Below are 23,582 nucleotides of genomic sequence, written 5' to 3'. Positions count from 1 at the left end.
ATGCTAAAAATAGGTTCGCACGTATCATTCTCCGGTAAAGGACTGCTGAATGCCGCCCAAGAAGCAGCCACCTACGGCTCGAGTACCTTTATGATCTACACGGGTGCGCCGCAAAACACCCGCCGCAAGCCGATCGAGGATCAGTACATTACGGAAGGCAAAGAGGTAATGGCGAAGCAGGGCGTGGATGAAATTGTGGTACATGCCCCTTACATTATTAACCTGGGCTCTTACAAGGACGATACCTATGAGCTCGCTGTCCGCTTTCTGCAAGAAGAGATTCGCCGGACCGACTACATTGGTGTCAAAAATATCGTGCTGCACCCTGGTGCTTACACCGACAAAGATGCGGAGTACGGCATCGCCCGGATCGCGGAAGGCTTGAATGAGGTTTTGACAGGCATTAAAGACACCGACGTAAAAATTGCGTTGGAGACTATGGCGGGCAAAGGGACGGAAATCGGTCGCAGCTTTGAGGAAATCGCGGCCATCATCGAGAAAGTAGAAGACAATAGCAGACTGACCGTCTGCATGGATACTTGCCACATTCACGACGCTGGCTACGATATCGTCAACGACTTCGATGGCGTCCTGGAACAGTTTGACCGGACAATCGGCTTGGACCGTCTCGCCGTTGTTCACTTGAATGACAGCAAAAACTTCCGCGGGGCAGGCAAAGACCGCCATGCGCCAATCGGTGCGGGACTCATCGGCTTTGATGCGATGAATTACATCGTGAACCACGAGAAAATCCGTCACCTTCCGCTTGTACTGGAGACACCTTGGATCAGCAAGGAAAAAGGCAACGAGCGTCCGATGTACGAGGCAGAAATCGCCCTCCTACGCGGGGAAGTGGACAAGCGCTTCGGCAACGAATTCATGGATCATGTGGAGCGCCTCGATTTCTTTTTCCGCAAACAAGATGTCACCAGACGCGAGTATGTAGTTGGGATTTGGGAGCTGCTCAAAAACGACGCGAAGGCAAAGAAAGCCGATGGTCGTGAGCCGATGGAGCGTCTGTACGATATGGTGAAGGAAGCGAGATTGTTCCCAGAGCTCACCGAAGAACAGATCAACCACCGCTTGACTGCCTACTTCGCGATTCCGAAATACTCGTAAGGTAAGAACACTACTTGTAGGCTGACCGTGGCTTCCTCCTTTTGGAGTGAAAACGACACATTACCAATAGAGGGGGAGCCATATGCCTACACCGAAAAAGCCAGCACCTCAAGATGCTGACTCTGCCAAAACATACACCCTGCTCGGAGCTGATCGTTCCTTTTATCAAAGTGATACTCCGGGTACATTGGGGGGCTATCGACCACGCAAAATATACGGCCGACTGGATTGCCCCTCTGCCATCAGAGCTATTACGCGAGGCGGTTATGTCCGTCATCGCGTATTTTTTGCGGATGAAGCCACTGCTATTGCTGCGGGGTATCGGCCTTGCGCTGCTTGTTTACGGGAGAAATATTTGTTGTGGAAAGCCCTTCCCCTTTAAGGTTATAGAACACCTGCGGGGATTCGAAAGAGTACATAGTTGCCCGTCCACATTTGTGAGGTAATGATTAGCTTCTCTTTCCCCCGTTCAAAAAAGTATCCGGCCCCATCTTGTTGGATAAAGGTCCAGCCTTTTTCTGTCACCGCTCGCTTCATCGCTTCTGCCGCTGTAGCTTGATTTGCTTGTGGCCCATACCCATACCAATCGACGTTTTCCTCCGTTGTCAATTTGACGATGGTTCCCGTGTTTTCGCCCAACAGCTCCGTCACTTCTCTTTTGGACTTGGAATCGAATGGTAGTGCAGGATGCCAGATCAGAGAAACATATGCGATCATGATGAAACAAAAACCCAAGAAAAATAGGAGGAACAGAACTTTCGCTCGCTTGTTCATGCCCATGCAACTACTCCTCTTCTTCAAAAATCGCAACAGGACGCGCCCATCCCGCACTTGCTCCCTTTACTTTTACAGGGAACACAGAAACGGTAAACCCGTAGGGCCTCGGCAATTGCTCCAAATTCGCCAGCTTTTCAATTTGGCAATACTCCTTCTCTTTACCCACATAGTGAGCCGCCCATAAAACGCCATCGCGCGGATTTTGTTTATAATCAGCGGCTTGAACGGAAAACGGGATATCCCATCCCCACCCATCGGTTCCCATGACCTTGATTTCTTGATCGATCAACCAATGTGTCGCTTCGGCGGATACTCCCGCATGTGATTGAAAATAGTGAGCTTCATAATATCGTTTATCCGCGTCCGTCCTGATCAGGACAATATCGAACGGTTTCAGTTCGTATTCGATTTGGGCGAGCTTCTGTTTCACATCCTTCACCGTAATTTCATAGCCAGACGGCTTTTCACTAAAGTCAAGCAGGACACCATCTCCGTAGAACCACTCCAATGGCAACTGATCAATCGTTTTCGCTGGCTCTCCCTCTGAAGTAGGCCAGTAATGCCATGGTGCATCGACATGTGTCCCTGTATGTGTCGTGAGTGTCACCGTTTCACTCGCCCAAGCCTTCTGTTCGGGAAAATCCGTTGGTTGCAATCCGAAATACTGCGCGGCTTGGACAGCCCCTTCTTCATGACTATTGTATTGAATCTCAGGTGGGAACGGTTCTTTTGCCAGACGATCAAGAGGCACACTCAGATCAATGAACCGACGTGCTTTTCTATTCATAGCAGGATTCCCTTCTTTCTCCCTTTGAGTTTTCTGTATTTTCAATCAACCCTACTGTACTACCTGCCTTCCACCATCGTCAAATGAACACAAGCAAAAAGCCAGTACCTCATCGTCTATACAGGTACTGGCCTTCTTCATGGGGATTCTATGGGAATTTGTACTTCTACATACGTATCGCCCCCATGTGGGGATTGCAGATAGTTTTCTCTGCCTGGCTGATCTTTTTTGATCCGGTATTGATTGCGCTCTATCCATTTTGCCAAGTCAATACAGGCCGTAGAAGGAACGAATGGCTCTACGCGTTGGACCAGGGTGGCCATCATCGGCTCCTCTGGCAGCATACGTATTTCCAGCTTGTCGGATGGCAAGGCAATGTCCTGTTTGAGTACATAGCCGATCTCTAATTCGAATGCCGTCTCGTCTCTCTCCGACTCCTTCCACAAAACGATGGAGGAAAGCATCCCTCTCTGCTGCTTGCCTGCATAATGAGCCAGCTGATCAAAAAAGCATCGGAATCTCTTCCACCGTCCCTTCTGAACGAAATGAAACAACTTTTTGAGCTTCGACTTGTTTAAAGACAACCTCTTGTTCTATGTACCCCTCTTGCTCAATCGATAGCAGACGCTCCTTGATTCGATTCAATCGTGCTTGCTCCTCCTCAAGTAGCCGTTCCACCTCCCTTTCTTTTTGCCTGAATATGCCTTGTAGTTGGTCTATGGACATTTCTTCATGCAGCAATTGCTGAATTTGTTGCAACGTAAATCCCAAGTCCTTGTACATGAGGATTCGATTGAGCGTAACCAATTGCTCTGCTGCATAAAACCGATAGCCAGTCTCTTTGTCGATATCCGCTGGCTTTAAAATGCCAATTTGGTCATAAAAACGAAGCGTTTTTAGGGACACTCTGCTCAATCGGGAAAATTCACTGATCTTAAACATGGAAAAACCCCACTCTATCGTCCCCTTGACTTTCCCCTGTACGGGAACGTTTATAATTGAAAACAATCATGCTTAGAAAAGGAGCAATGCGAAATGGATTACGACATTTTTCACTTGGGAGATGTTCGCTTGCAGTCAGGAGTGACACTACCGCATGCATTTATTGCTTACAAAACGTACGGCACGCTCAACGCAGCCAAGGATAACGTCATTATATTTCCTACATCGTTTGGAGACCAGCATTACCAAAACGAATGGCTTATCGGGGAAGATAAGGCTTTGAACCCGAATCAATATTTTATCATCATTCCCAACATGCTCGGCAACGGGCTATCGTCCTCCCCGAGCAACACGGCAAGCCCGTATGATCAGTCCCATTTTCCACATGTTACGATCTACGATAATGTCGCAGTTCAGCATCGACTCATTACGGAGAGGTTTGGCATCAAAAAAATTGCGCTGGCAACTGGCTGGTCGATGGGAGCCATCCAGGCTTTTCATTGGGCGGCGAGCTACCCAGATATGGTCGAAAGATTGGCTCCTTTTGCCGGAACCGCAAAAACATGGCCGCATAACATCGTCTTGATCGAAGGCATCCGAGCAGCATTGCAAGCCGATGTAGCTTGGAATAACGGGCAGTATACAGCGCCTCCCGAGGTGGGCTTACGTACCTTGGGCCGCGTTTATGCGAGTTGGGGGTTTTCACAGCCATTTTACCGAGAGGAATGCTATAAAGCTTTGGGCTATGAGACACTTTCGGAATTTATCTCGGGATTTTGGGAGGAGAGCTTTGTTCCTTCGGATGCAAATGACTTGCTGGCGATGATGTGGACGTGGCAGCATGCCGACATTAGCCAAAATGATAGGTACAAGGGAGACTTTGAGACAGCGTTACGAAGCATCCAGGCACGAACGGTTGTGATGCCCGTACGGACTGATTTGTATTTCACGCCAGAGGACAGTGAATATGAGACGAAGCACATCCCCAACGCTACCTTTAAGCCGATTGAATCAATCTGGGGACACTTGGCTGGGTTTGGACTTAATCCAGTCGATACCGCTTTTATTGATAACACGTTAAAAGAACTGTTGGGAAGGAACTGAAAATACGAAGTAGAGGGACACCTATAATGGTGCCCCTTCCTTATCATTTTGCCAGGAGTGACTCGACGGATTCAGCTATATCTTCCGGCAGAAACTTTCGAACTGCTTCAAGAGTATGGCTAATTTTTTCACACTGTTCATCCTTTAATCGCAAATAGAACCTTTTATTATATCCATTCAGCCAATACTCGACATGCAGGATTGCATCATCGCGTATTTCTTTTTCCTGCACAACACATGCCCGTAATAATAATGAAATACTGTCTGCCTTGTTCATCTTCGAAAATAAGAAGAGAATGTTTTTCTTCACATGAAGACCCACATCTTTTTCAAGCATCTCCCAGAGCATATCCGTATGACGAAGCTCTACTCGATCCGCTAGTATTTGTCTTGCTTCACGGGATGCGCTTCGTTTATTGGTTTGTAGCGCGCGGATAAAAACTTCGATATGATCATCTGGATTCAGCATAGCGAGTGCCTTCATGGCTGCTCTTTGTATTCGTTCATTTTCATGGAGCAAAAAAGGGAGAATTGATTGATCATCTGCTTTCACACCCGTTTCTCCTACTCCCACAATCGCTATTGGTATCACCTGCTCCTCGGCATCTCTCAATTTTTCCCGATAGAAGGCAACGAGATCGATCTTCTTGTCCCTCAAATAAAATCGGGTCATTTCGCGGATGGATTTATGTCCATCAAGCAGAGCAGCAAGCAACGCATCCGTCGATTCTTCAGGTAAGCGATCCACATAAGCTTGTAGGGCTAGTTGGCGAATCGAAGGAAAAACGTCACGTCGAATTCGATCGAGCCATTTTCGCAGACGCTCATTGTCGTCCTGCCTGCACAGATACCTAACCGTCTGGAGCCTGATCATGGCATCCTTCTGAATCAAAGCAGCTGCAATGACTTCATCTGGATCGATATCATGTAGGTTGAGTGCCAAATCAAAGCAAAATCGCCGAACAACCGGGTCCTTTGAGCGAAAGCCACTGCGTAACACGTCCCGATTATCTGGATGACGAAACATTGCGTCGATCTCCTCTAGGAAATCGGAGAACTTTTCACGGTTATAGTAGGCGGACAAATGCTTCAACAAAAAAATTGATTCGAGAAAGTGTTTCACATAATTGGGACGGAATCTCACCTTGCACGCCTTGAACGCCAGATAACGAATTTTGGGCTGCCAATCATTCAAGCGGATTAACAAAAAGGGAATCTCCGCACCCGTAACCTGTTTTAACAACACTTCAATTGCTGCTTCCCTTACATATCCATTTCGATGAAAGCTGCAAATTCCGATGAAGCTAAGGTCTGCCTCATCGTTTATTGAAAAGTTCCGGATATCCTCCGGCAACAATTCATGCCACGCTTCCAACTGGTTTCTATTTGAATAGGGGGTCAATCTCCGTATGTATTGATCCAAGCCAATGAAATCTTGTGTACGCAGGCGCGAGGTTATTTGATGGACAGCCGCAAGCGCTGCTTTTCGTACTTCTTCTCCTTTTTCCAAGGCAAATGGTAATAGAAAGGTCAGAGTGATCATGCTGCCCATCTTGCCCAAGGAGTGGAGAATTTCTCCTTTTCTTTCGTCCGATCTATACAATTCCTCAAGAAGCCCTTGTTCTTTCGGCGTCAATTGTTTCATGTCGATCCTCCTCTTTATCTAATGAATCAGACTGTATCAAATAAGTGCTCAAATAAAATGCGTGCAAGCCCTAAATCGTTTCACATAAAATGAAGTGGAGAAAAAAGGAGGGATTTCCAAATGGCCTCATTAATTTATCATGTTGCCGTATCGTTAGACAATTTCATTGCCGATCAAGCCATGATGGACGGAAATATCGACAGCACACTCTTTTTATTTGAGGGAGAACATGTACCCGACTTTTTATCTGAAATTCAGGAATATGACGCTGTGCTGATGGGCGCCAAGACCTACGAGTTTGGGTTCAAATTTGGTGCCAAGCCAGGCGAACCAGGCTATAAGGGAATCAAGCATTATATTTTCTCAAACTCCATGCAGTTTGAATCCAATGCAGAAGTCGAGCTGGTCAAAGGCGATGCCATCGAATTTATCAAGAATCTCAAACAGCAAGAAAACGGCAAGCTATGGCTATGTGGGGGCGGTGAATTGGCGGGAGCGTTACTGGCACATCAACTGATTGATCAATTAGTGCTGAAAGTGAATCCGGTGATGGTCGGTGAAGGTGTCCCGCTATTTGGAAGTGCGAAGCCACGTCTCAAACTCGAGTTAGTGGACATGAAACAGTACGCGAACGGCGTTACGAAGCCTACTTACAACATTGTTTATCTATAATTTCGCAAAATTAATAAGAGAAACGGGACCTCATCAATCGGCCCCGTTTCTTTTTTGAAATTAACAAGCTAATATTCTTCGGTACCTCCGTTATCAGTGCTATGTGGTAGCTAGCAAAGCTCCCGTTAAAGTGATAGCACCGATAGCATTGGCAGTCCCGTCATTCGTTAGTGCGACTAATGAATACGTGACGTTCCCCGTTCCAGGCGTTAAATCAACGTGGTTTACACTCGTTGCTTCAAATGTGTTATTTCCAGCTGAATGATGATTAATGCTAAAGATTATAGTAGTTCCACGTAAAATTTGCAGTTGGACGCTCGTAGTCCCCGCGGTAGATTGCCAGCCGACGATCCCCGTTAACCAAACAGCGTTACCAGCTGCCACTCCTGTCATTGTGATCGTTTTAAGCGTTGTTGCAACAGTAGTCAACGGGATGGCCGAACTTCCTACAGTATTTGGAGTGTTCTGGGATACATGGAATTGTTGGAGAGAACCTGTTGCGCCGGTTGCTCCAGTAGCCCCCGTTGGGCCGGTAGCTCCTGCTGTTCCTGCTGTTCCGGTAGCTCCCGTTGGACCGGTAGCTCCTGCTGTTCCTGCTGTTCCGGTAGCTCCCGTTGGGCCGGTGGCTCCTGCTGTTCCAGTAGCTCCCGTTGGACCGGTGGCTCCTGCTGTACCTGCTGTTCCGGTAGCCCCCGTTGGGCCGGTGGCTCCTGCTGTCCCTGCTGTTCCGGTAGCTCCCGTTGCGCCGGTGGCTCCTGCTGTCCCTGCTGTTCCGGTAGCTCCCGTTGCGCCGGTGGCTCCTGCTGTCCCTGCTGTTCCGGTAGCCCCCGTTGGACCCATGGCTCCTGCTGTTCCGGTAGCTCCCGTTGCGCCGGTGGCTCCTGCTGTCCCTGCTGTTCCGGTAGCTCCCGTTGCGCCGGTGGCTCCTGCTGTCCCTGCTGTTCCGGTAGCCCCCGTTGGACCCGTGGCTCCTGCTGTTCCGGTAGCTCCCGTTGCGCCGGTGGCTCCTGCTGTCCCTGCTGTTCCGGTAGCCCCCGTTGCGCCTGTGGCTCCTGTTGTCCCTGCTGTTCCCGTAGCTCCTGTAACCCCAGTTATCCCCGTTTCACCTGTTTGACCCGTGGCTCCTGTAGCTCCAGTTACTCCCGTAGCTCCTGTTTGACCCGTAACTCCTGAAGCCCCAGCTATCCCCGTTTCACCTGTTTGACCCGTGGCTCCTGTAACTCCAGTTACACCCGTTTCGCCTGTTTGACCCGTGGCTCCGGTAACTCCAGTTACACCTGCTTCGCCTGTTTGACCTGTGGCTCCTGTAACTCCAGTTACACCCGCTTCGCCTGTTTGACCCGTGGCTCCTGTGGCTCCGGTAACTCCAGTTACACCCGCTTCGCCTGTTTGGCCTGTGGCTCCTGTGGCTCCTGTAACTCCAGTTACACCCGCTTCGCCTGTTTGGCCTGTGGCTCCTGTAACTCCAGTTACACCCGCTTCGCCTGTTTGACCCGTAGCTCCTGTAGCTCCAGCTATCCCCGTTTCGCCTGTTTGACCCGTGGCTCCTGTAGCTCCAGCTACCCCCGTTTCACCTGTTTGACCCGTCGCTCCTGTAGCTCCAGCTACCCCCGTTTCACCTGTTTGACCCGTCGCTCCTGTAGCTCCAGCTACCCCCGTTTCACCTGTTTGACCCGTGGCTCCTGTAGCTCCAGCTACCCCCGTTTCACCTGTTTGACCCGTAGCTCCTGTAGCTCCAGCTATCCCCGTTTCGCCTGTTTGGCCTGTGGCTCCTGTAGCTCCAGCTACCCCAGTTTCGCCTGTTTGGCCTGTGACTCCTGTAGCTCCAGCTACCCCCGTTTCACCTGTTTGACCCGTAGCTCCTGTGGCTCCAGCTATCCCCGTTTCGCCTGTTTGGCCCGTAGCTCCTGTAGCTCCAGCTATCCCCGTTTCGCCTGTTTGACCCGTGGCTCCTGTAGCTCCAGCTACCCCCGTTTCACCTGTTTGACCCGTGGTTCCTGTAGCTCCAGCTACCCCCGTTTCACCTGTTTGACCCGTGGCTCCTGTAGCCCCAGCTATCCCCGTTTCGCCTGTTTGACCCGTAGCTCCTGTAGATCCTGTAGCTCCTGTAGATCCAGCTATCCCCGTTTCACCTGTTTGGCCTGTGGCTCCTGTAACCCCAGCTACCCCAGTTTCGCCTGTTTGGCCCGTAGCTCCAGCTATCCCCGTTTCACCTGTTTGACCCGTTGCTCCTGTAGCTCCAGCTACCCCCGTTTCACCTGTTTGACCCGTGGCTCCTGTAGCTCCAGCTATCCCCGTTTCACCTGTTTGGCCTGTGGCTCCTGTGGCTCCTGTAACCCCAGCTACCCCCGTTTCGCCTGTTTGGCCCGTAGCTCCTGTAGCTCCAGCTATCCCCGTTTCACCTGTTTGACCCGTGGCTCCTGTGGCTCCAGCTATCCCCGTTTCACCTGTTTGGCCTGTGGCTCCTGTAGCTCCAGCTATCCCCGTTTCACCTGTTTGGCCTGTGGCTCCTGTGGCTCCTGTAACCCCAGCTACCCCCGTTTCGCCTGTTTGGCCCGTAGCTCCTGTAGCTCCAGCTATCCCCGTTTCACCTGTTTGACCCGTGGCTCCTGTAGCTCCAGCTACCCCCGTTTCGCCTGTTTGACCCGTCACTCCTGTGGCTCCAGCTATCCCCGTTTCGCCTGTTTGGCCCGTAGCTCCTGGAGCTCCAGCTATCCCCGTTTCACCTGTTTGACCCGTCGCTCCTGTAGCTCCAGCTATCCCCGTTTCACCTGTTTGACCCGTGGCTCCTGTGGCTCCAGCTACCCCCGTTTCGCCTGTTTGGCCTGTGGCTCCTGTGGCTCCTGTGGCTCCTGTGGCTCCTGTAGCTCCAGCTACCCCCGTTTCACCTGTTTGACCCGTGGCTCCTGTAGCTCCAGTGTCTCCGCCAGCTGCTCCATTTGCCCCTGTCACTCCCGTTGGCCCTGTGGCCCCAGTCGCACCAGTCGCACCCGTTGGTCCTGTCGCACCTGTGGCTCCCGTCACCCCTGGAGGATCAGGCGGATCAGGTGGGTCTAACGTCGGTCCTGGAAAAATTGCCGGACAACCCTGGGGAGGGAATATCAGTGGCAATATCTTCTTATTGAATGCGTTAGCCCGCTTATCGTTAATTTTCGCTCTCTCCTTCCGAAAAAATTTTTATCGTAAGGATCATCATCCTTTTTCAGACCATGTTTGCACCTTGTACATTTGTGATCGCCTAGTTTGCGATTTTATAAACTATTCATGTTATGCTCATTCGTTGTATGTCGTATATCTCACCACTCAAGACAAAAGAAAAAAGATGGAGAATTCCCCATCTTTTCATTACGTTACATCCTGCAGCTCACGAGCTGGAACTTCTGCTGCTTTTTGAATTTCAATTTTCCGTATGCGATGCTTGTCTTTCTTTCTGATTGTAAAGACGAGATCATCGTATTGCCATTGGATACCTTCTTTGAGCGTCGGATTTTGACTGTATAGCCAGCCCCCGATGGTATCGAGTTCTTCTTCATTAATATTCGCGTTAAGCAAGTCGTTAACCTCGGAGAGAAGTACCTTTCCGTCCACGATCACATGGCTATTCTTTTCCACGATTTCGATCTCGGCTTTTTCCTCCGCGTCGAACTCATCACGGATCTCCCCTACAATCTCCTCCAAAATATCTTCGATCGTCACCATTCCGGAGGTACCGCCATACTCGTCAATCAGGATAGCGATATGTGTTCTTTGTTTTTGCATTTTTTTCAAAAGGTCTTTTACAGGAGTCGCCTCTGAAACCATCAAAAACGGTCGGATGAGCTTGGAAAAATCCAAATTTGGATCATCGGCATAATTCAGAAAGAACTCTTTCGTGTTAATCATCCCGATAATATGATCTTTGTTTTGCGATATAACCGGGAAACGGGTATATTGCTCTTCTTTCATGATTCGCAGGTTTTGCTCAAGGGTATATTCCTTGTGCAAGCAGCTCATATCTGTTCGCGGGACCATAATCTCCCGAGCCAGCATCTCGTCAAAAGCAAAGATATTGCTAACGTATCCATACTCAGACTGATTAATTTTTCCGCTCTCATAGCTTTCCGTCAGAATGATTCGCAGCTCTTCTTCTGAGTGACTTTCTTCGTGCCCCTTGGTCGGTTTCATACCAAATGAACGCACAAGTAGAGCAGCCGAGCCATTCAGCACCCAGATCGCAGGGTACATCAATTTATAGAACCAAATAATGGGTTTCGCACAAAGTAAGCTAACCGCTTCTGCCTTTTGGATCGCCACTGTTTTCGGTGCCAGTTCCCCGACAACCACATGAAGAAACGTAACGAGAGAGTAAGCAATCACAAACGACAGAACTGCAACGACTTGTTCGGGTAAATACGGCGTAAGAAATGGGCTAATGATACTCTCAATCGTCGGTTTCCCCAAAACCCCCAAGCCAATGGCTGTCAACGTGATTCCCAACTGACACGCTGACAAATATCCATCCAGGTTACTAACTACTTTCTGAACAGCAAGAGCATTCTTTCTCCCTTCCATGACCAGTTGGTCTACACGGCTTGGGCGAAGCTTTACAATCGCGAATTCAGTTGCCACAAAAAAAGCAGTAGCAACAATCAGAAAAGCAATTAGTAACAAATTCATGGTTAGCAATAGCCTATCCCCTCTTCATTAGAAGTCTCAGGCTTTCATTGTACGAAACTCCTCCCTTTCATATCAATGTTCGCTTATATCCAATTTCGTCTTCATTGTTTGATTATAGGCAGTTTTGCTATTTCAGGTCTCTCACCCTCACAATTACTAACTACTGGTATAACATACTCACTCGATGGTCCCCAGCTCCAACACGACCGGACAATGATCGCTTCCCATCACCTGTGAGTCAATTCCCGCCCTGAGCAACGCCGGAGCCAATCTCTCAGACGCGAGAAAATAATCAATACGCCACCCGATATTCCGTTCTCTCACTTTCGGCATGAAAGACCACCATGTATAGGCATCTGTTTGATCCGGATAAAAATATCGATAGGTATCCACAAACCCAGCTGCCAGCAAGCTTGTCATCTTCTCACGCTCTTCAGGAGTAAACCCGGAATTACCGCGATTGGACTTCGCATTTTTCAAATCAATCTCTTGATGCGCAACATTCAGATCCCCACAAACCACCACGGGCTTCTTCCCATCCAGCTGCAATAAGTAGTTCCGAAACCGATCCTCCCATTCCAGCCGATAATCCAATCTCGACAAATCACGCTTCGCATTCGGGGTATATACGGTGACCAAGTAGAAATCTTGGAACTCCAACGTAATGACTCGTCCCTCAGGCTCATGATCTTCTTCCAAGCCGTAACGGACAGATAATGGTTCCATTTTTGTGAAAACAGCCGTTCCGGAATAACCCTTTTTCTCTGCGTAGTTCCAATATTGATGATACGCCTCGCCGATCTCCATCTCGATTTGACCTTCTTGCAGCTTCGTTTCCTGCAAGCAAAATATATCAGCATTCGCTTCCTTGAAGTACTCGTAAAAACCCTTGTTCACGCATGCGCGAAGTCCATTTACATTCCAAGAAATCAATTTCATCATCGCTAATCTCCTCGTCGCTATTCGTTAGTTTCCATGGTACACTATCTTTGTTTTCAATTATAGGAGGTTACGATGATGGACATTGCAATAGGCATCGCATTCATGAGACTTCGTTAAAATCGACAAGCCCCCATGTAGGCTCAGCCATTTTGAAAAACGGAATGGTATGAGTTTATTTTTGTTTGATTGATTTTAACTATTCATGAATGAGGTGTTTTTGTTATGTCAAAAAACAATGTAGAGCACATGCTTGCACTCGCGAAAAATAACGGAATCCTAGTAGACCCCACTACCGTGAAAGTGAATGAATCCGGCTTGGATTTTCTTGCGATTTTTGCAAGTACGATAGATGGTGTTCCATGGGTATTGCGGCAACCGCGCCGGGACGATGTTGTGGAGACAGCCCGTTATGAGAAAAGGGTGCTAGATCTCGTTACAAAACATCTGCGTGTCGACGTACCGGATTGGCAGGTTCACACCTCTGAATTCATCGCTTATCCGATTCTGGGTGGCACACCGATGGCGACGATCAATATGGAAACCAAAAATTATGACTGGTATTTGAATCCCGAATCCCTACCCGAACTGTGCATCCAAACGTGGGCGGAAGCATTGGTGGAATTACACGGTATTCATCATGATCTCGCTCGAGATGCTGGTATCCGCGTCAAGCAGCCTAGCTATGCACGAGCAAGCCTTCGAGAAAAGATGAATGAAATCAAACGCGTCTTTGGCGTTTCTGGGGCGCTATGGGATCGATGGCAAAAATGGCTTGCAGATGAAACATTCTGGCCTGCTCACTCTGCACTTGTGCATGGTGACCTCCATCCGGGGCATATCCTGATTGCTGAAAACGGCAAGGTAACAGGGCTCCTGGATTGGACGGAGGCAGAAGTCTCTGACCCTGCTATTGATTTCACGGTCGTTTACCTGTTGTTCGGGGATACTGGCTTGGCCGATTTCATCCAACGGTATGAGAAAGCAGGAGGCCGTGTATGGTCACGTATGCATGAGCATATCGTCGAAATGACGGCTGCGTACCCCGTCACTCTTGCCACCTTCGCATTGAAATCAGGGCTGGAAGAGTTCAAGATCATGGCACGACAAGCTCTGGGTGTCGACGAAAACGGCATAGAGATCACTTCCTAGATAAACCAACCACCGTCCCATATTGGAGGCGGTGTTTTTTATGCAAATAGCTACATGGAGCCATTTCCCACTTGGAAGTAAGGTGTTACAATGAATCGGCTCATTTGGACAATCCTTTACTAAATAGATGGAGTGAATAGGATGAAACGCGGACTTCTTATTGGCATTAGTGCTGTAGTCGTTGTTGCAGGCGTGCTTTCCATTCCTGTTGAGGCAGAACCCTCACCTGATACACGGGTCATATTGGAGCACACGAACAAGAGGTATATTTCACCGCCCTGTTATGAGCAAGCCAACAAAACGAACAATCTAGCCGAAGCCGATATTCGAAAAGCGCAGGAATTGAATTATCAGCCAGAATCCAGCTGCACGGCAAATTCACTTGCACCCATCAAGCAACCGATTGCTTCCGTACTCGCCGTAAATCTCGGAATCAAACAAAGCCACTGGGATTGGTAAGTGGAACCGTAACAAGGCTTCGACCATAAAAAAAGAGCGTTAGCTTCAGCAGCTAATGCTCTTTTTTTGCTTAATAGTACGGAGAAATCATGAGGTAAACAATGACACCCGTCGCACTGACATACAGCCACATCGGCATCGTCCAGCGGGCGATTTTTTTATGCTTTTCCACCTTCATGTTGAGTCCACGTGCAGTCGTAATCAGCGCAAATGGAACGATGATTACCGACAACAGAATATGTGTAATCAAGATGAAGTAATAAATCGGACGCAGAATTCCCTCTCCCCCGTAGGAAGTACTAGGTGCCATTCCGTGGTAGATCACATACGAAACCAAGAAGAGAGCTGTTGTAGAGAAGGCTGCAAAAATATATCCCCGATGCATCTTTATGTTTTTGAACTTCACGATGGAAACAAGCGCGGCAATCAAAAATATAAAGGTAAAACTGTTCATGACCGCATTAAAAAACGGCAGAAACGTCAGGTCGAGATGGCTGAAATCATTGTTTTTCGGCATGAAGTACAAGATGGCGACAAGCGTGTTAATCGCTATGGTGAGAATAACGATAATCGGTGTATAGTTGCGTTGTTTCATTCTTATGCTCCTTTTTTCTCAGATCATGAATGAGTATCCCGCTTTAGTCTACCCATTGACGAGCCCGGACATTGGCTGCCGCAAACGGTTAACCAGTCCAGTCATCCTAATGATAAACGAAGTAGGTATGCCGTACAAAGGCGATTTGATGAACAAAAAAGAGGACCAACAAATGTTGGCCCCCTTTCGTTATTTCTTGTTTGATTGCTCGTCCAGCGGTACTGCCTTATTTATTCCGAGTGTAAAGAAGCTAATAACCACAATCGCTAAGAAGACAATCCCGGCAATCAGGGAGACGCGTGTCTCATCATTGATCCACATCCCGATGAGTACCATGATGAGAAAAGCAATGGTCAAATAGTTGGACACTGGGGCAAAAGGCATTTTGAATGGATGGTTGTCCATTTCAGCACCCTTTGCTTTTCGAAATCTGATTTGACTGATCAGAATGACAAACCACGGAACCATACCAGGTAGCACACTCGCACTGTACACATACACGAAGAGATTTTCTGGGGCGATATAGCTTAAGATAACCCCAATACCGAGGCCGATCAGAACACCAATCGTACCTAACAGCGGCACACCATTCGAAGATAGTTTGGTAAAAACTTTCGGCGCTTGGCCATTTACACCTAAGGTATACAGCATACGCCCTGCACTATAAATCCCGCTATTACAGCCAGACATGGCAGCAGTGATCACGACAAAGTTAATGAGACCTGCCGCTGCGGTAATACCAATTTTCGCAAAGGTAGCAACGAACGGACTACCGATTGCCTGCAATTGATCCCAAGGGTAAACGGTTACAATAACAAAAATCGCACCAATATAGAAAATCAAAATGCGCCAAATGATATTTTGAATCGCACTTCTTAATGTTTTTTTCGGGTCTTTTGCTTCCCCTGCTGTAATCCCGATGAGCTCGACACCTTGATACGCCCCAATCACCAAGGAGAGGGCAAAGAAAAAGCCTGTCCAACCGCCCGTAAAGAACCCGCCATTTTCCCACAGATTCGATAAGCCGATTGCGTTTCCACCGTTTCCAATACCAAAGAAAATCAAACCAAACCCTGCAAAAATCATCAAAACGATCGTTACAATTTTGATCATGGCGAACCAAAACTCAAATTCACCAAATGACTTCACAGAAACCAGGTTCGCTATACCGAGTATCACCATGGCAATAATACCAGGTACCCAAGCCGGCAAATCTGGGAACCAGTACTTCATATACGTCCCGACAGCAATGATCTCTGCCATCCCGACAACGACCCACTGGAACCAGTTACTCCAAGCCGTTATATAACCTGCTAACGGATGAATATACTTATGCCCAAAGGTTGCGAATGAACCAGTACTTGGTTCCAAATACAGCATTTCACCCATTGCACGCATGATGAAAAAAATAAAAATTCCTACAATTGCATAAGCTAGCATGACAGATGGTCCTGTCCATTTGATCGTGCTGGCAGACCCCATAAATAACCCAACACCAATCGTACCGCCCAAAGCAATCATCTGAATATGACGGGCTTCCAAGCCTCTCTTCAGTTCCTTGTTTCCCACGTAAGCTTCCTCTTCCTCTCTGCTGTTGGCGGTATTTCGGATAGCTTCTAGTCATTCTCGTTTTATTGATTGAAAAACGGCCCCTTACATATCTCTTCACTTCTTATCAAGCATTCCTACTAGTTAGTAAGATTATTCACCTCTCTTGCCTTACACTATATTGGTAGATTACTTCATATATTTTAATATGTTTTTATAATATCTACAATTATATTTACAAGGAAAATACTTGATAATCAAATATAATTGCATTCAACCAGGAGAAAAATACGTGACAAATCAATTAATTCTGAATGTGATTCTACTTATATAAGGAAGCAGTATGAAAATTCCCCAGCAAAGAAATACTATCAGCAATTTCAAAATAGGAGGAAATGGAACATGGAGCACTATTTGGCCGAACAGTATCGAGAAGGGCTGCAAGCTTTTGGACAGCTGATGCCAGAGGCCTTGCGAGCATATAATGAATTCACCAGCCAATGCTTTTCGTCCGGTGAATTGTCATCCAAGCATAAGCACTTGCAGGCACTGGCTATCTCCCTTTACTCCGGAAATGAGCACTGCATTGTCTATCATTTGGAAGCAGCTCTCAACGACGGAGTTTCCCAAAAAGAAATTGCTGAAACAGTAGCAGTAGCTGGAGCATTCGGCGGCGGAACTACCCTTTCGCATGGCGTCATATTAATCAATGATGTGATGGAGGAAAAACAGGGAACGATTCAATGAGACGATGCCGAAAATTCCTGTACCACTGCGTTTACAAAAGCACAACAATCGTCGAGATCTCCCTCGAACGATTGTTGTGCTTTTTGCCTCCTCGATTATTTAGGATGAAGCGCTCTTGCCATCGCATCTATATAGCTTTGGCTGGCTCTCTGGCTCACTTCCGCTTCGGGGACAAATACTTCAAAGCAGTGATAGCATCCGGGATACAGATGAAATTCTACGTCTACGCCCGCTTGTGCAAGGCGCGTCACATATTCGATCGTCTCATCTCGGAACAGATCAAGCTGTCCTACGCACGTATACGTCGGCGGTAGCCCCGCCAAGCTTTCTGCTCTCGACGGCACCGCATATGCGGATACCTGACTGTCGTCGGCACCTTCGCCCAGGTACATGCGCCACGCAGCCAAATTATTCTTCCGGTTCCAAGTTGCATTCTCAGCCTCGATTTCATAGCTCGACGCTGTACGATTACGGTTATCGATCATTGGATACAATGGCATCTGGAAGATAAGGGCTGGTCCCCCTTTGTCGCGAGCCATTAAAGCAAGTGCTGCGGTCAGCCCTCCTCCCCCGCTTGCACCAGCAATCGCAACCCGATTCAAATCGATCCCGAGTGACTCAGCTTCGTCTGTCATCCACGTTAAACCAGCGTAACAGTCATAGAGAGCAGCAGGATAAGGGTGCTCAGGGGCCAGACGATAATCTACCGATACGACAATACAATTAGCTGCTTGTACAAACCGTTCGCATAGAGCGTCATCCATATCAGGGTGCCCCATCACATAGCCTCCTCCGTGAATCCACAGCATAGCCGGAAGCTTACTGCCTGTTCGCTGGACGGGCTCGTATATTTTCGCTAGCATCTCTCCTGCTGCGCCCGGAATCATTCGACTTGTAGTACGTACATGCTCTGACTTCACAATAGGCGGATTTTTCAGCATGGCCCTGCTCGACTCCAAATTTTCTTCCAGTTGAAAACCCGGGAATTGTGCTAATGTTTGCCTTAATTCCGGTAGTACTCGACGATGAAAATCCACGTGAATCCCTCCATTAAGCAAATGTTGATTCTTACTCTGTCTCTGCTTCCCACTTGGTTATTTCCTCTCGCACCCGAGGCGCTACCTCCGTCCCTAGCAGCTCAATGGCTCTCATTACTTGTTCATGCGGCATCGTAGATATCGGCACATACATCATAAAGCGCGTCATGCCTACCTGTTTGCGAAGGTGGATGATCTTTTGAGCAACCGTCTCCGGATCACCCACATACAATGCCCCCTCCAAGCTGCGTGCGGCATCGAAGCTAGCACGGTTATAATGGGCCCAGCCCCGCTCCCTTCCGATTTTATTCATTCCTGCTTGGGTAGAAGGAAAGAATGTATCTGCCGCCAGTTCCGTTTCCTCTGCAACAAATCCGAGTGAATGGGACCCAACCGTTAATCGCGAGACGTCATGGCCAGCGTGCATAGCCACCTTCTTATAAAGCTGCACAAGTGGTTCAAACTGTCGCGGACTTCCACCAATGATCGCCAGCATCAGTGGCAATCCCAGCAGACCCGCACGAACAACAGATTCCTGATTGCCTCCGCTACCAATCCATATGGGTAAAGGATTCTGAACGGGCCGTGGATACACGCCCAAATTCTGAATAGCTGGCCGATGACCGCCCCTCCAGGTTACTTTTTCGGACGCCTGTATTTTCAGGAGCAGTTCCAAATGTTCTTCAAACAGCTCATCATAGTCATTCAAGTCATAACCGAACAGGGGAAAAGATTCGATAAAGGAACCGCGTCCCGCCATAATCTCTGCCCTTCCATTCGAAATGCCATCGAGTGTAGCAAAATCTTGAAAAACACGCACTGGATCAGCCGAAGAAAGCACTGTCACTGCACTGGTCAGCCGAATCCTTTTTGTCAGTGGTGCAGCCGCAGCCAGCACCATGGCTGGAGAAGAAGCAGCATAATCCTTACGATGATGTTCACCTATGCCAAATACATCAAGCCCAACCTGATCAGCGAGGACGATTTCCTCGACAACCTCACGTAATCGCTGTGCATGGCTCATCACTTCACCAGTCTGAACATCCGGCGTCGTTTCCACAAACGAAGTAATACCAATCTCCACAGACCATCTCTCCTTTTGCAAAACTTGTATCAGTCAACAGCTCTGGAAGCAGAATAGTTCCATTTGATATATCTTCATTTTGAAATATTTCAGTAGCTCTATTTCCCTGAGATAGCCGAAACGCGTCTGGTCACTGCCCAATACACCAGAGCCAACCCACTAACGGAGGCTCCGAGCAAGCATACTCCCTCCCAACCAAAATGCGCATATGTATAGGTCGAGGCAATGGAGCCAGCAGAAGAGCCGATTGAATAGAAAACCATATACCCCGCCGTGAGCCGACTCCGCGCCTCTGCCCCCAAGGTGAAGATCATGCTTTGATTCGTAACATGCACCGCCTGTACCGCCAAATCAAGCAAAACGATACCGATCGCCAAGGCAAATAACGACTGTTCTATATAGCTGATTAACAGCCACGATAGTAGCAATAGGCTCAAAGCAAAGCCCGTCGTTCTCTGTCCGTAACCCCGATCTGCAAGCTTCCCTGCCCTTGCTGCCGCTAGCGCTCCGGCAACTCCCACGAGACCAAACGCCCCGATTGCCGTATGCGACAAAGATAATGGCGGCGCACTCAGAGGCAGTACCAATGGCGTCCACAAAATGCTAAACGCAGCAAAAATCAGCATCGCCAGAACAGAGCGAATACGTAATAGCCGTTCTTGGGCGAACAACATCAGTACCGATCCAAGCAACTTGAGATAGGATAGCGGCTTTACCTCCCGTCCCCTATTTGGCAATACCCGAAATAACACGCAAACCAGTAACAATAGAAATGCAGCAGAGACCAGATATACGGAACGCCACCCCGCAAGATCTGTTAAAACTCCCGCAATGGTTCGCGCTAGAAGAATGCCAATGACGATTCCACTTGTAACTACTCCAACCACTCGTCCTCGCTCAGCAGGAGCAGCCATGGTCGCCGCGAATGCAACAATCGTCTGCGTCACAACGGCAAGCAATCCGACCGCTGCTATACCTGCGAATAGTACCGTGCTTGTGGAGGCAGTCCCTACGATAATCAGCGCTACCACAGATAAAAACATCTGACCGATAATCAAGTGACGCTGGTTCAATAAATCGCCAAGCGGGACAAGCAACAACAGTCCTACCGCATAAAAGATTTGAGTAAGGGTGATCAGAATCCCAATGATGGAATAGTCAATTCTGAACTCACTCGACAAATGATCAAGTAGTGGCTGCGCGAAGTAAATATTCGCAACTGACATCCCGCAAGCAACGGCAAACAATAGTGTTACATAGCGAGGCATGGGCGAATTGGCCGTTACTTTTTCAATAACTTCCTCCATCTGACTTCACCTTACCTCCTTTCATTTTTGGTTTAATCAACAATAACATACCGATCAGTACGTTATTGTGCCCAGTAAATATATCCCGACATTTCTTTTTCTGTCAACACATTCTTTTCAAACTCGAATAAACCAACCTGAAATTGACAAAGGAGATAAAAAACAATAAAATATAAAATACCATTCAGTACAAAAAGGTTTGTTGGCCGTTACATAGATTCGAATACATAAGTAATGAAAGGAACTCTTTATGGCAAGAACACGCGAATTTGACGAAGAAAAAGTACTTGATGCAGCTATGCAGCTTTTTTGGGAGAAGGGGTATGAAGCTACCTCATTAAGTGATTTAACTTCCCGAATGGGTATCCAGCGCCCCAGTATTTACTCAACCTTTGGAGACAAAAAAGAATTGTTCGAAGCCGCACTACGCAGATACACGATGTCTCGTGCTTTGGAGATACGAACGAAGCTTCAAAACACGCCATCCGTAAAAGAGGCATTTCGCCATTTTTTTAAAGAGGTGGCCGACGAGGAATATACGGAAGGTCTCAGCCGAGGATGCTTTTGCATTAATACCATGGTCGAGCTAGCCCCTCATGATGAGAAATTTGAGATTTTGACAAGGGAACACCAAATGTACCTCTCTGTCATTTTTCAAGAAACGATTGAGCGAGGTATCCAATCAGGTGAACTCGATTCGAGTATAGACGCAAAAGCTACCGCCCAAGCGCTTATCGTATCGTTAATTGGACTGACCGTAATCTTGAAATCTCGTCCCAATCGATCATTTGTTGATAATTCGATAGAGGTTACGCTTACGTTACTTAGGTAAGTATCAGGACCTTGCTTGGACAAAAAAAGACCAACATCTGTTGGTCTTTGGTCTTTCAATCTATCACTACAACTACTGTGTACGCTCCAATTTAAAACGCTGCACCAATAACTGCAACTCTTCCGCAATGTTGGCAAGATGCACTGCCGATGCTGCCACTTCCTCCATCGAAGCATTCTGTTCTTCACTGGCTGCTGCGACTTGGTCGACCTCTTGTGCAGTGGCTTGGCTCATGGCGCTCGATTCACCAAAGGCTACAAGCATCGCCGTATTTGATTGCATTAACCGTTCGCTGACGCGGGCTACTTGCGCGAGGTGCGCGTCAATGCGGTTAATGGCCTCATACATCTCCGTAAAACGCTGCTCAACAGATTGTGTCAAATCACTTCCCGCTGTAGCAGAATCCACGCCTTCCTCCGTTCGTCTAACCATGTGAAGGACGCGATTCTGAACCTCGCCGATCAAACTGTCGATCCTTTCAGCAGCAGAGCCTGTCTGATCAGCCAGCTTGCGTACCTCATCAGCGACGACAGCGAACCCGCGACCTTCTTGCCCGGCGCGCGCCGCTTCAATAGCAGCATTCAACGCAAGCAAATTCGTCTGAGAGGCGATATCCTGGATGAAATTCGTCACCCCACTAATTTCTTCAGCAACCTGTTTTAATTCCTCCATCTCTTGCTTAGAACGGGCAGAATGTTCCACGATCATATTCACCTGTTGTCTTGCCGCTCCAAGGGACTCCTCTCCGGTATTAGCCAGACCTGTAATGAGCTGCGACATTTCCGTGCTCTCACGCAGGATGCGGATGGCATCATCCAGCTCCTGTTGCGCTTGCGTTGCCGATTGCTTCACGGTATCTATACTCTGATTCATATCGGAAGACATGGACGCTATTTCTTGCATGGAGGTAGCGACTTGTTCAATCGTTTGCACGTTCTCCTCCGAATTCGCAGACAAATGGTGGGAGGAAGCAGAGATTTGCTCGGAATGATCGGTAATTTGACGCAGGACATCTGACAACGATTGCGACATCGTATTGAAGTTGGATTGCAGCTGCCCAATCTCATCCGTTCTTCCACTCTCGATAGACCGGACCGTCAAATCCCCCTGAGCGATTAAGTCGGTCAGTTGCTTCAATTGCAGAATGGGTCGCACCGTGCGTTTCATGAATATCCAAACGAACAGGGCAATGAGGGCAAGCAACAGTACGATGAACAAAAATGAGGTCCGCAACAGTGGCCCCGTTTTTTGATTGATTTCATTCCAATCTATCACGGAAACGACGTTCAATCCGAGCGAATTTTGCTTGTTGAAATGATAATATTCACGAAGCTCGTCATCATCCACTTCGAAAGAACCCTCCGCTCCATCACGCATCACTTGGAAGCGAATGTCTTCAAGCGGCTTGCCCTGCGGGAATCGTGGATGCGACATTGTCACATTGTTCTGATCGAACAAGCTGACATATCCCTTTTCTCCGATCTTGTACGTCTTTACCAGCTCGTTTAAGTGATCGATAGAAACGTCGATTCCCGCTACCCCTTTACCATCGGAGAGCGTCTTGGCAAACGTAATCACGTAACCTCCGCTTATCGCGTCGATATAAGGTGGCGTCACAACGACCTGCCCTTTATGCTGCATCGCTTCCTTGTACCATTCACGGGTAGTCGGATCAATTTCCTTTTTCGCCGAATTATAATATCGATTGTCGTAGTACATGAACGCAGCCAAAACATTATCGATGTCTTTCTCTATGTTGCGAATGCGATCATAGATATACGTATCCGCACTTTGCCCCGGCGGAACTTGAACATCCGCAAAGCTATCGATCGTAGCAGAATAATCCTCGTATGAATTATTGAGCACTTGTGTAATCATCGTGGTAACCGATTCGACCTGGGACAACAATTCGTGCTCTAACTGGTTGCGCGCCAGTTGTGTCAAGGTCAGGCTCAGAACAACAGAGGGAACAACAATAAGCAAGACGAGCAAAAACAGGATCTGCTTAGATAGCGATGCTTTATAACCAGTAATCATTTTCTTTATCATCTATGATGACTCCTCTCTAGTGAAGTAGAATAACGAGTTGCAACGCAAACAACGCCTCACCGGTCGTTAGAAGGCGCGTTCCTATCAGGCCAGATTCATACCTATGCCCATCTTTTCTACATGAACATTTC

At 48.0% G+C, this 23,582-nt stretch carries 20 protein-coding genes and 1 pseudogene; 8 read left to right on the top strand and 13 right to left on the bottom strand.

Going from position 1 to position 23,582, the window contains the following annotated elements:
* A complete protein-coding gene (locus tag BBR47_RS01900) occupies window positions 1-1,119 on the top strand; it encodes a deoxyribonuclease IV (RefSeq protein ID WP_012684070.1) in 1,119 nt (372 codons plus the stop codon).
* An 82-nt stretch (window positions 1,120-1,201) separates the two neighbouring features.
* Entirely contained in the window at window positions 1,202-1,501 is a 300-nt protein-coding gene (locus tag BBR47_RS01895) for an Ada metal-binding domain-containing protein (protein WP_012684069.1), read from the top strand.
* Window positions 1,502-1,503: 2 nt separating this feature from the next.
* Here BBR47_RS01895 and BBR47_RS01890 read toward each other — a convergent pair whose 3' ends face one another.
* From BBR47_RS01890 to BBR47_RS31920, 3 genes and pseudogenes are all read right to left on the bottom strand, one after another.
* A complete protein-coding gene (locus tag BBR47_RS01890; protein WP_012684068.1) occupies window positions 1,504-1,899 on the bottom strand; it encodes a hypothetical protein in 396 nt (131 codons plus the stop codon).
* A 4-nt stretch (window positions 1,900-1,903) separates the two neighbouring features.
* Window positions 1,904-2,683, bottom strand: a complete 780-nt coding sequence (locus tag BBR47_RS01885; RefSeq protein WP_012684067.1) for a cyclase family protein — start codon at window positions 2,681-2,683, stop codon at window positions 1,904-1,906.
* Window positions 2,684-2,820: 137 nt separating this feature from the next.
* Window positions 2,821-3,625 (bottom strand): annotated as a pseudogene (locus BBR47_RS31920) (MerR family transcriptional regulator).
* 93 nt (window positions 3,626-3,718) lie between these two features.
* Between BBR47_RS31920 and BBR47_RS01875 the strand changes: the two are divergent.
* Window positions 3,719-4,729: an alpha/beta fold hydrolase gene (locus tag BBR47_RS01875; protein ID WP_012684064.1), complete on the top strand. Its 1,011-nt coding sequence runs from the start codon at window positions 3,719-3,721 to the stop codon at window positions 4,727-4,729.
* Between the two features lie 43 nt (window positions 4,730-4,772).
* Here the strand turns inward: BBR47_RS01875 and BBR47_RS01870 are convergent, their stop codons facing one another.
* Complete coding sequence (locus tag BBR47_RS01870) at window positions 4,773-6,374, bottom strand: HEAT repeat domain-containing protein (RefSeq protein WP_012684063.1); 1,602 nt, start codon at window positions 6,372-6,374, stop codon at window positions 4,773-4,775.
* A gap of 120 nt (window positions 6,375-6,494) precedes the next feature.
* On the opposite strand from BBR47_RS01870, the gene BBR47_RS01865 reads away from it, so the two are divergent.
* On the top strand, window positions 6,495-7,046 hold the full coding sequence (locus BBR47_RS01865; RefSeq protein WP_012684062.1) for a dihydrofolate reductase family protein: 552 nt from the start codon (window positions 6,495-6,497) through the stop codon (window positions 7,044-7,046).
* Window positions 7,047-7,145: 99 nt separating this feature from the next.
* On the opposite strand, the gene BBR47_RS01860 is transcribed toward BBR47_RS01865, so the two are convergent.
* The 3 genes from BBR47_RS01860 to BBR47_RS01850 all read right to left on the bottom strand — a co-directional run bounded on the left by BBR47_RS01860 (window position 7,146) and on the right by BBR47_RS01850 (window position 12,641).
* Window positions 7,146-10,157 carry a beta strand repeat-containing protein gene (locus tag BBR47_RS01860; RefSeq protein WP_012684061.1) on the bottom strand — a complete coding sequence of 1,004 codons (3,012 nt, stop codon included), beginning with the start codon at window positions 10,155-10,157 and terminating at the stop codon, window positions 7,146-7,148.
* A 234-nt stretch (window positions 10,158-10,391) separates the two neighbouring features.
* The gene (locus BBR47_RS01855; protein ID WP_012684060.1) at window positions 10,392-11,711 is read right to left on the bottom strand and encodes a hemolysin family protein; all 1,320 of its coding nucleotides are present in this window, start codon (window positions 11,709-11,711) and stop codon (window positions 10,392-10,394) included.
* Window positions 11,712-11,879: 168 nt separating this feature from the next.
* Window positions 11,880-12,641, bottom strand: a complete 762-nt coding sequence (locus BBR47_RS01850) for an exodeoxyribonuclease III (RefSeq protein ID WP_012684059.1) — start codon at window positions 12,639-12,641, stop codon at window positions 11,880-11,882.
* A 225-nt stretch (window positions 12,642-12,866) separates the two neighbouring features.
* Between BBR47_RS01850 and mphJ the strand changes: the two genes are divergently transcribed.
* A complete protein-coding gene (gene mphJ, locus BBR47_RS01845; protein ID WP_012684058.1) occupies window positions 12,867-13,793 on the top strand; it encodes a macrolide 2'-phosphotransferase MphJ in 927 nt (308 codons plus the stop codon).
* Window positions 13,794-13,934: 141 nt separating this feature from the next.
* A complete protein-coding gene (locus BBR47_RS01840; RefSeq protein ID WP_012684057.1) occupies window positions 13,935-14,252 on the top strand; it encodes a hypothetical protein in 318 nt (105 codons plus the stop codon).
* Window positions 14,253-14,322: 70 nt separating this feature from the next.
* On the opposite strand, the gene BBR47_RS01835 is transcribed toward BBR47_RS01840, so the two are convergent.
* On the bottom strand, window positions 14,323-14,847 hold the full coding sequence (locus tag BBR47_RS01835; RefSeq protein WP_012684056.1) for a DUF420 domain-containing protein: 525 nt from the start codon (window positions 14,845-14,847) through the stop codon (window positions 14,323-14,325).
* Between the two features lie 189 nt (window positions 14,848-15,036).
* Complete coding sequence (locus tag BBR47_RS01830) at window positions 15,037-16,416, bottom strand: amino acid permease (protein ID WP_012684055.1); 1,380 nt, start codon at window positions 16,414-16,416, stop codon at window positions 15,037-15,039.
* A 381-nt stretch (window positions 16,417-16,797) separates the two neighbouring features.
* On the opposite strand from BBR47_RS01830, the gene BBR47_RS01825 reads away from it, so the two are divergent.
* A complete protein-coding gene (locus BBR47_RS01825; protein WP_012684054.1) occupies window positions 16,798-17,142 on the top strand; it encodes a carboxymuconolactone decarboxylase family protein in 345 nt (114 codons plus the stop codon).
* A gap of 95 nt (window positions 17,143-17,237) precedes the next feature.
* Here the strand turns inward: BBR47_RS01825 and BBR47_RS01820 are convergent, their stop codons facing one another.
* The 3 genes from BBR47_RS01820 to BBR47_RS01810 form a co-directional block, all read right to left on the bottom strand.
* Window positions 17,238-18,179, bottom strand: coding sequence for an alpha/beta hydrolase (locus tag BBR47_RS01820; protein ID WP_012684053.1), 942 nt, complete (start codon window positions 18,177-18,179; stop codon window positions 17,238-17,240).
* Between the two features lie 31 nt (window positions 18,180-18,210).
* On the bottom strand, window positions 18,211-19,263 hold the full coding sequence (locus tag BBR47_RS01815) for an LLM class flavin-dependent oxidoreductase (protein WP_012684052.1): 1,053 nt from the start codon (window positions 19,261-19,263) through the stop codon (window positions 18,211-18,213).
* A gap of 98 nt (window positions 19,264-19,361) precedes the next feature.
* Entirely contained in the window at window positions 19,362-20,570 is a 1,209-nt protein-coding gene (locus BBR47_RS01810) for an MFS transporter (protein ID WP_012684051.1), read from the bottom strand.
* A 250-nt stretch (window positions 20,571-20,820) separates the two neighbouring features.
* Between BBR47_RS01810 and BBR47_RS01805 the strand changes: the two genes are divergently transcribed.
* Window positions 20,821-21,402: a TetR/AcrR family transcriptional regulator gene (locus BBR47_RS01805; RefSeq protein ID WP_012684050.1), complete on the top strand. Its 582-nt coding sequence runs from the start codon at window positions 20,821-20,823 to the stop codon at window positions 21,400-21,402.
* A 72-nt stretch (window positions 21,403-21,474) separates the two neighbouring features.
* Here BBR47_RS01805 and BBR47_RS01800 read toward each other — a convergent pair whose 3' ends face one another.
* On the bottom strand, window positions 21,475-23,451 hold the full coding sequence (locus BBR47_RS01800) for a methyl-accepting chemotaxis protein (protein ID WP_012684049.1): 1,977 nt from the start codon (window positions 23,449-23,451) through the stop codon (window positions 21,475-21,477).
* Window positions 23,452-23,582: the final 131 nt, after the last annotated feature.

It is taken from the genome of Brevibacillus brevis NBRC 100599, assembly GCF_000010165.1.
In the GTDB taxonomy this organism is placed as follows: domain Bacteria; phylum Bacillota; class Bacilli; order Brevibacillales; family Brevibacillaceae; genus Brevibacillus; species Brevibacillus brevis_D.
The sequence above is the reverse complement of the archived record's forward strand: the minus strand, read 5'-3'. Positions and strand labels throughout refer to the sequence as shown.

Excerpts from the sequence above, each read along its gene's own strand:
- BBR47_RS01900 (WP_012684070.1), top strand. The coding sequence starts at position 1 with ATGCTAAAAATAGGTTCGCACGTATCATTCTCCGGTAAAGGACTGCTG.
- BBR47_RS01895 (WP_012684069.1), top strand. The coding sequence starts at position 1,202 with ATGCCTACACCGAAAAAGCCAGCACCTCAAGATGCTGACTCTGCCAAA.
- BBR47_RS01890 (WP_012684068.1), bottom strand. The coding sequence starts at position 1,899 with ATGGGCATGAACAAGCGAGCGAAAGTTCTGTTCCTCCTATTTTTCTTG.
- BBR47_RS01885 (WP_012684067.1), bottom strand. The coding sequence starts at position 2,683 with ATGAATAGAAAAGCACGTCGGTTCATTGATCTGAGTGTGCCTCTTGAT.
- BBR47_RS01875 (WP_012684064.1), top strand. The coding sequence starts at position 3,719 with ATGGATTACGACATTTTTCACTTGGGAGATGTTCGCTTGCAGTCAGGA.
- BBR47_RS01870 (WP_012684063.1), bottom strand. The coding sequence starts at position 6,374 with ATGAAACAATTGACGCCGAAAGAACAAGGGCTTCTTGAGGAATTGTAT.
- BBR47_RS01865 (WP_012684062.1), top strand. The coding sequence starts at position 6,495 with ATGGCCTCATTAATTTATCATGTTGCCGTATCGTTAGACAATTTCATT.
- BBR47_RS01850 (WP_012684059.1), bottom strand. The coding sequence starts at position 12,641 with ATGAAATTGATTTCTTGGAATGTAAATGGACTTCGCGCATGCGTGAAC.
- mphJ (WP_012684058.1), top strand. The coding sequence starts at position 12,867 with ATGTCAAAAAACAATGTAGAGCACATGCTTGCACTCGCGAAAAATAAC.
- BBR47_RS01840 (WP_012684057.1), top strand. The coding sequence starts at position 13,935 with ATGAAACGCGGACTTCTTATTGGCATTAGTGCTGTAGTCGTTGTTGCA.
- BBR47_RS01835 (WP_012684056.1), bottom strand. The coding sequence starts at position 14,847 with ATGAAACAACGCAACTATACACCGATTATCGTTATTCTCACCATAGCG.
- BBR47_RS01825 (WP_012684054.1), top strand. The coding sequence starts at position 16,798 with ATGGAGCACTATTTGGCCGAACAGTATCGAGAAGGGCTGCAAGCTTTT.
- BBR47_RS01810 (WP_012684051.1), bottom strand. The coding sequence starts at position 20,570 with ATGGAGGAAGTTATTGAAAAAGTAACGGCCAATTCGCCCATGCCTCGC.
- BBR47_RS01805 (WP_012684050.1), top strand. The coding sequence starts at position 20,821 with ATGGCAAGAACACGCGAATTTGACGAAGAAAAAGTACTTGATGCAGCT.
- BBR47_RS01800 (WP_012684049.1), bottom strand. The coding sequence starts at position 23,451 with ATGATAAAGAAAATGATTACTGGTTATAAAGCATCGCTATCTAAGCAG.